At 53.3% G+C, this 7,466-nt stretch carries 10 protein-coding genes; 5 read left to right on the top strand and 5 right to left on the bottom strand.

The features are described from left to right. A partial coding sequence (locus tag ACXJKO_RS28030; protein ID WP_457092605.1) for an IS630 transposase-related protein occupies positions 1-166 on the bottom strand: 166 nt, incomplete at its 3' end. Between the two features lie 171 nt (positions 167-337). Further along, complete coding sequence (locus tag ACXJKO_RS28025) at positions 338-622, bottom strand: hypothetical protein (RefSeq protein ID WP_457094318.1); 285 nt, start codon at positions 620-622, stop codon at positions 338-340. Between the two features lie 1,405 nt (positions 623-2,027). Between ACXJKO_RS28025 and ACXJKO_RS28020 the strand changes: the two genes are divergently transcribed. After that, positions 2,028-2,729 (top strand): thermonuclease family protein, encoded by a 702-nt coding sequence (locus ACXJKO_RS28020; RefSeq protein ID WP_457094317.1) that lies wholly within the window; start codon positions 2,028-2,030, stop codon positions 2,727-2,729. A 988-nt stretch (positions 2,730-3,717) separates the two neighbouring features. Here ACXJKO_RS28020 and ACXJKO_RS28015 read toward each other — a convergent pair. Beyond that, entirely contained in the window at positions 3,718-3,849 is a 132-nt protein-coding gene (locus ACXJKO_RS28015) for a hypothetical protein (RefSeq protein WP_457094316.1), read from the bottom strand. 76 nt (positions 3,850-3,925) lie between these two features. On the opposite strand from ACXJKO_RS28015, the gene ACXJKO_RS28010 reads away from it, so the two are divergent. Together ACXJKO_RS28010 and ACXJKO_RS28005 are read left to right on the top strand one after the other, a co-directional pair. Continuing rightward, positions 3,926-4,405: a hypothetical protein gene (locus ACXJKO_RS28010; protein WP_457094315.1), complete on the top strand. Its 480-nt coding sequence runs from the start codon at positions 3,926-3,928 to the stop codon at positions 4,403-4,405. Positions 4,406-4,467: 62 nt separating this feature from the next. Next, positions 4,468-5,225, top strand: a protein-coding gene (locus tag ACXJKO_RS28005; protein ID WP_457094314.1) for an IS5 family transposase whose coding sequence is annotated in 2 segments (ribosomal slippage) — positions 4,468-4,801 and positions 4,801-5,225 — 759 coding nt in all. Because the reading frame shifts where the segments join, the coding sequence is not laid out codon by codon here. A 187-nt stretch (positions 5,226-5,412) separates the two neighbouring features. Here ACXJKO_RS28005 and ACXJKO_RS28000 read toward each other — a convergent pair. Further along, entirely contained in the window at positions 5,413-5,667 is a 255-nt protein-coding gene (locus tag ACXJKO_RS28000) for a DUF6894 family protein (protein WP_457094313.1), read from the bottom strand. Between the two features lie 75 nt (positions 5,668-5,742). Next, positions 5,743-6,066 carry a hypothetical protein gene (locus ACXJKO_RS27995; protein ID WP_457094312.1) on the bottom strand — a complete coding sequence of 108 codons (324 nt, stop codon included), beginning with the start codon at positions 6,064-6,066 and terminating at the stop codon, positions 5,743-5,745. A gap of 331 nt (positions 6,067-6,397) precedes the next feature. Between ACXJKO_RS27995 and ACXJKO_RS27990 the strand changes: the two genes are divergently transcribed. Together ACXJKO_RS27990 and ACXJKO_RS27985 are read left to right on the top strand one after the other, a co-directional pair. Next, positions 6,398-6,709: a hypothetical protein gene (locus tag ACXJKO_RS27990; protein ID WP_457094311.1), complete on the top strand. Its 312-nt coding sequence runs from the start codon at positions 6,398-6,400 to the stop codon at positions 6,707-6,709. Between the two features lie 592 nt (positions 6,710-7,301). Continuing rightward, positions 7,302-7,466 (top strand): IS630 transposase-related protein (locus ACXJKO_RS27985; protein ID WP_457094319.1); only part of this gene is annotated, 165 nt, incomplete at its 3' end.

Raw genomic sequence — 7,466 nt, 5'->3', positions numbered from 1 at the left:
GGCCCTGGCGGTCCGGTGCCGGCGAGCCGGTGTCCCGGGTTCGCCGCACCAGCCTGATGGCGAAGCTCTCGCTGACGGCAAAGTGCCCTGCCGCCCGGCAGGAATGGCCCGCCTCGACAAAGTCGGCGACGCGCACCCGAAGATCGAGAGAATAGCAGTGACCCATGATCCACCTCCCGTTCCAGCAAGTGAATCACAGATCGCACCAGGCCAAAACCCAGGAGTCGAATTTCCAGTCCGATGCTTTAGAAGCAAAGAAAAGGCCTGAGGGCGCAGCAGCGCCACCCAGACGCTTTCCAATCAGAAATCACAGCAAGCACTTGGGAGCACTACAAGATTAGCGGCAACGCCTCACTCGGCGTGTAATCGTATCACCGTTATCATCCTCTTCGCGGATCACAACAGTTCGGCAACGATCAATGCTTCCAGTTGATAGATCATCCCGGTCATAGCTGCGTCTGCGTTCAATGTAGCGGCGCTCATAGCGGTCTTCGTTAGGACCAACTCGAACACTTGGGCCATCTGGTCCAATGCCGAACTGGACTTGAGCAGATGACGGTGTGGCAGAAACAATCCCTACACCAATAAGTGTCGCCGATAAAAGCCAAGTTGCTTTCTTCACGATCCAGTCTCCACGTAAATGGCATATCCGACCCAACGCACTACTGCGATATACGTTTCCAATGGTGAGTGGGATAATCTGTCCGAACTGCCAGAGGCGACAACGCTGTGATCCACGGATGCCGGGCCGTTACAATCACATGGGGTCGGAGAAGGTGGCGGAGGAGTTGGCCAAGGCTCTGGCTATCTAATCCCAAAAGAAAAGAGCCTGATGGCACGATACCGTCAGGCTCAAGTTTACCAGAAGGGGAACCAAGAATCTCGCTTAGCTAACGGCCGAGCTAGTCCTAGGTTCCCACTGCTGTTATCTGCGAGGTTGGTTTAGCGACAGACCGTCCTACGCACCTGAACTGCCTCGCCCCAGCGGTTTACCCGCTCGTTGATGATTATCCTGCAACTCTCGCGGTGGCCCCAGCCTCGCACAGCGAAGACAGGGCGCTGCCAATAGGGACGTTCGGCGACAGGGGCACTGTAGTACCCACCCCAATGCGACCGTCGCTCCCGCCACTCAGGAATAGGACGCCCATAGTAGCGATCAGGGTCATGACGCTCGGACCAGCGTTCACTTTGCCCATAATCTTGACCAGCGAACTGCTCGCGGTAGTCAGCAATACGTTGCAGGCTCAACTCGGATGCCTGAGCGACACCACCGAGTGTCAGAGTGGCAACGGCAGCAAGCAAAACCCTCTTCCAACCGAAGCTCATAAGAACCCTCCTGACAGGGCTGAACTCGCACTGAGTCACCCATTGCCTAAGAGGATGCGCTACATCCGTTGAAGCAGAGCCAAACGACTTCGACAGCGATTGTTCATGATCCGTGGCGGAATGAGATGCCTGACGCGGCAGTCATCAGCGGCCGTCATGGTTGAAGGGAGTTGAGCGGCTGTATCCACCTGAAGCCGGAAAAGGTGGCTGAGAGGTTAGCGAACCTGAGGAAACTTATTGTAACAAGATACCTTGACGCGCAACCGGTAATACATCCAGCTACACTCAAGGTTAAAGCGGAGCTATATGAATTTATACTTGAATAAACCAACAAGTTAGGAAATAATGGAACAAGGCGGTATTTGAACCTAAATCGCCATACATCCTATTTCCATGGTTCATCGGGGCTAACTCTATGAAACTTCTTCTCGCATTTGCTTTCGGCACGGCGTTCATCTTCTCGCCAGTCGTTTCGCTCTCGTCTGCAAAAGCATGCACAAACTCATATGATTATGCCAAGGACGGGTCACGCTGTGGTGGACGCGCTTCCGGCTGCAAATCGGGCGGTCGTGGCGGCAACTGCTAAATCCGCATTCACATGAGATGCTGACTCATAGCCCGTAGGGTAAGCCTGCGGGCATTTCTTTGCTTGTGCATGCATATCTCACCGAAGCTACTTCTTAAAACGTTGATCGAGCCCGATGAAAGCAGCCTATATCGCCCTCCTTACGGCACTTGTGTCCCTAACCCCAGCTCTTGCTGACACCGTTGTTGGCCGCGCCTCCGTGATTGACGGAGATACTCTCGATATTCGGGGAACACGCATCCGCCTTCACGGTGTTGATGCACCTGAAAGCGCCCAAGCATGTCAGAACCAAGAGGGGAAGGCATATCGCTGTGGGCAAGCGGCAGCCATGGCCCTGTCAGACAAGATTGGTTCGGCAAATGTCTCTTGTGAGCAGAAAGACATTGATCGCTACCAGCGCATTGTCGCTGTGTGTTCGTTACGCGGGGAAGACTTGAACGGATGGCTCATTCAGGAGGGGTACGCTCTCGCCTACCGTCGGTATGGAACCGACTACGCCTCCAACGAAGATAACGCCCGAAAAGCGAAACGTCGTCTTTGGGCTGGCACCTTCACTCCTCCTTGGGATTGGCGAAGGGGTAAACGGGACGCCAATACAACGGTGGTGCCTCCTATCTTGAACAGTGCAGCAGGGAAGACTGCTGATAATTCAAACTGCAAGATCAAAGGGAATATCAACCAAAAGGGCGACCGGATTTATCACCTTCCTGGAAGCCGTGATTACGAGCGGACAGTGCTAAATGTGGCTGCCGGGGAGCGGTGGTTCTGTTCAGAGGAAGAAGCACTAGGCGCAGGTTGGAGAGCACCAAGGCGTTGAGAAGTACCCCAGCTATAATAATCGAATAGCTTAAACATCTCGACAGCCTAACGTGTGGGCCTATTCACTAGACTGGCCTACTGGCGACGTTCCCCGCTCAGGCACAGTTGTCTACACGATCTGGAACCGAGAAGGCTCCTTTGTCTATGCCGACATGTTAGGCCAGAGCTTCATCGGTGGGGCCTCATATGCTTCGTCTGTGAAGATGAAAGGTCAAAGCCTTGGATAATAACTCACGGATCTAAAGGGACTTGAGCTACCTCAACGCTCGCTTTGCGGACCCAGCCGAGCTGACCTGCCACGTGAGCATAGAGTTGTGTCGTAAGGAAATGATCCTTGACCGCCAGAACGACTTCACGCCGCCCTGAGTATCTCCAGCGAGGGCCTTCCTTCTCGGTGTCTGACACCAACACTTCAGTGTCATGGGATATGAGGCCGTGGTGCCTGTTTAGCTCAAAGTTGACACGGTATTGGGCAGCACTTTTCTCACTCTCCTTCTGCACCCCGACTTGGGCAACCACGAGAATGCCGCTACGCCCCCGCAAAGGTTGAGCTGAGAGCTTGAGGGTATCCCATAAGATGACCGAACTCGTTCTGCGCTCAACCATGGCCGCTCTCTGAATCCTCTTAGGATAAAGTAATCACCTTATCTTTGAAATCTGCCCACGATCTTGATTGGGAACGAATGAGTTGGCTCACTCTGCTTACTACGCTCATCACGTGAGTCATGATGCCCGTTGTTGGGAAGTCTCGTGTCCCGCAAGCTGGTCACGGGTATGCTGAGCAAGCTCATCAGCATGGAATGACTTGGCGTGGCGGGGAACTCGGTTAACCCATGTTATTTCCTACTGCGGCAGGCTTCGATTGCCCGTCAACAAAAAGAAAATGAGCCTGATAGAGAGCACCGTCAGGCTCTTGAGTTTATCAGAGGGAATCAATGAACTTCATGACGCCAACGGCCAAGCCTCATGCTGGTTCCGTCTTAAGTTCACAGATCGGCAAGATACTTTGCTACTAGGAGCGCCAGCACAATGAGCACTAATGCTCCAACCGCCAAAGGCCCTTCGGCATGAGCGTCAAGCAGCTTCCAGATACGCAGGGACAGACGAGGAAATCTCATTCTTGTTCTCCTTAGTCATGTTCTCAAGCTTACCACATTATGAGAACGAAAAGAGAACATTTGGATTGGCCTGTGGATGGCTGTGGATTCGCCCTCGCACCCAGCATGGGCATCAAAAAGCCGTCTGCTTGCAGCAGGGTTCGATGACCCGCTCAAGGGGCTAGGCATGCCTAAAATACGTATGAGGATCCAAGTCACTCCAGACAGAAAGGCAGTAGCAATCGAGGTTGCGACGGCAGGCCAAGCGCCACAGCAGCTTGTACTTGGGCTTGGAGAGCTCGACCAAATGATCGGTGAACTCGGCAATGCCAGAAGCCAATTGGCTATGGGTCAACCACTTCCTGACTTTGAAAGTGAGGAGGTGAAGGTCAGTATGGCAGGTAACACGAACTGGTTTATCAGGGCATCTCCTCCAACCGAGGCTCAATTTGGATTTAACCATCCCAAGTTTGGTCCGGTCGGATTGACCCTGCGGGGAGAACAGGTCGCCAATATTGTTCGCTTCCTGACAGCTCGGTTCATCCTTCAACCAACGCAGTCAGCAGAGAAACACTAGGCTCAGGACCTATTAATTTGGGCTAAGGTGTGATTCAGAGCCTCCGGTTTAGGAGGCTCTGAATGGGTGATCTGTTTTTGCTCAGTGAGCGCCAGATGGCGCGGATTTCGCCGCACTTCCCGCGGGCTCATGGCGTTCCTCGGGTGGATGACCGGCGGGTGGTCAGCGGGATCGTCTACGTCATCCGCAACGGCCTGCAGTGGAAGGATGCCCCGAAGGCATACGGGCCGCACAAGACGCTCTACAACAGGTTCATGCGMTGGAGCMGGCTCGGCGTGTTCGACCGGATCTTCGCCGCCTTGGCGGGTGAGGGTCCCAAGCCCGAGCGGATCATGATCGATGCTACCCACCTGAAGGCACACCGAACTGCGGCGAGCCTGCTTAAAAAGGGGATGTTCCCCGTCGTATCGGGCGCACGAAAGGCGGGCTGAACTCCAAGCTCCATGCCGTCTGCGATGGTACCGGCAAGCCGATCATCCTGCTTTTGTCGGAAGGGCAGATGAGCGACCATAGGGGCGCTCGGCTCATTTTGGGAGCGCTGCCTTCTGGCGCAACCCTGATTGCTGACCGAGGCTACGACAGCAACTGGTTTCGGGAGGCACTTGTCGAGAAGAACATCACGCCGTGCATTCCGCCGACGAAGAGCCGCAAGGTGCCCATCGCCTATGACAAGACGCTGTATCGGCAGCGGCACAAGGTCGAGAACATGTTCGCCAAACTCAAAGATTGGCGCCGGATCGCGACCCGCTATGACCGATGCGCCCACACCTTCTTCTCAGCCATCTGCATCGCAGCGGCCGTCGCCTTCTACCTCAATTAACGAGTCCTGAGCCTAGGCCACGGCGATCCACGGATGTTGAGCCGATCTACTCACCTGAGGCCAGAGAAAATGGCTGAGAAATTGGCGAAGGCGATTCCGCCCTAAAGGCTACGGTGTGCAATCGCGCAGACTGCTCCAACAGCATTGTTAAGCTGAGGATGTTTCCTCTTGAGGTTATCTAGCCCCATTAGCTGAGGAGGGGTCCTTCAGCTTCCCTGAACGGCACAATCAGGACGGTTTGACCACCCTCATCGTCAATCTCAACCACGAACTCATCCTGTTGGTCGGGAGACAGATTATTCCAGTAGGGAACGACCTCCATGAAAGTCTTCGCCACTCTCAATGCAATCCGACGGGCGGATTCAACATCCGGCAAATCATAGGTTTTAGGATACTTGATCCGATGATGCTGAGTGCTGACGAAGAGACTGTACTGGGGCATGGCTAAAAGGAATATTAACCGAATACCTCAAGCCAACAATCCTCTCTTAGGGATTACTTCGCAAATGGGCATGGATCAGTTCAGTTTCTGACGCGACGGCTGCTCGTCCTGCATCAACCTTTTTTCATAAGCCAAGGCGACCCTCAAAGCACACCATCGTTCTTCAGCTTCGGTGAGTTTAGCGGCTGCTTGCTCATACAGCGCGAGTGCGACCTCCTCCTTGCTGAACAGGGGATCAAGTCGACCGAATGACTGCGCCTGATAGGCGTGGTCTAACGCCTGTTCCAGCTTTTTATGGATACTCGCCAGATCAAGAGCAGCTTGATGGCACTTGAGTTGAGCTTTCTCAAGGTCACGGGACGCCTCACGAAAAGCCTCTAGGCAAATGAGATTGGTCATATCCCCATAAATGTTCTCTTGCGAGAGAAAAACCCCGCGTAACACCTTCTCAGAAAGCCGCGCTTTATATCGATCTAAAAGACTTACGAGGCTAATGCTATTCTGAGGTATGCAAAGCGTAATATAAGCCCAAGCTCTTAATAAAATTTCCTATAATAAGAAAAACATCAAAAGATAACTTATTGGATAGTATCTTTTCAACCGAATATAAATGTGCCATTTTCATGGCGGAACTTCTTTTCGCCACAAAGCGTTGAGGAACCAGCACAACTAACCCGCCGATTAAACCCCAGATTCGTCGCCAGACGGATGAAGGCTAACGATTTATACCATGAGCAACTACCGCACTACTGAAGCTTGCCTTGGTTTTGCTGGACCTGAGGAGCGAGTAGTCTCACTCAACGTTCCCCTTGCGATAGAAAATGGACAGAACAGTTCATTTCACGCCTTTGACATTGAGTATGACTCAGAACGACCCGATAAGCTGGCAATCCGTCTGTTGGAATTAGATCAACATGGCTTCATCAGCACTGCGCTTCAAAGCGTCTTGTTCCCCATTGCCCTGCTGGCTGATCTGGTGAGCAAACGGACAGCCACCGAGGAGGAAGTTGCTGAATGGAAAAGTATAGCTGATGAGGATTGATAGCACCCTCTAAGCACAAGTACCAAACAGGTATCTCTATCGGAGCCGCTGGCGTCGGTGCTTAACCGGGTGAGCAAACATCAGGGTAAGAGCGATAACGACACTCGCTGCCATTGGGATACATAGAACGGCGACACCTGGGTGATACTGCCAGAGGACCGAGATAGCCAAAATCCCAGCAATAGCCCCGACAACAGCAAAGACCCAACCTGAATAAAGAAGTCTCCTAAGCGCAGTCCGTTGCGACAACTTAGAAGACAAAGTTTGCTTTATCGTCATGGGAGGTCCTCCGCGCTTTGCGGGTTATTCAGAGCCAAGCGGATTTAGCTTGCCTTACAAATAAGAAAGCAACTTCGTTAATGATCGGTTAGTTATGACAGCCATCTATGAAAGTATTGATGAGGCAAGGATTGAGCCTATCACTTTTCCTCCGCCCTCAAGAATGCTCACTTGCTGAAGCTCAATAAGCATGATTGCTGAGCAAGCTCAGCCCAACGCTAAGCCATAAGCTAAAGCATCGGACTGGAAATTCGACTCCTGGGTTTTGGCCTGGTGCGATCTGTGATTCACTTGCTGGAACGGGAGGTGGATCATGGGTCACTGCTATTCTCTCGATCTTCGGGTGCGCGTCGCCGACTTTGTCGAGGCGGGCCATTCCTGCCGGGCGGCGGCAGGGCACTTTGCCGTCAGCGAGAGCTTCGCCATCAGGCTGGTGCGGCGAACCCGGGACACCGGCTCGCCGGCACCGGACCGCCAG

Source organism: Microvirga sp. P5_D2 (genome assembly GCF_054049475.1).
Note: the sequence above shows the minus strand (reverse complement) of the source record. Positions and strands in the feature narration are given on the sequence as shown.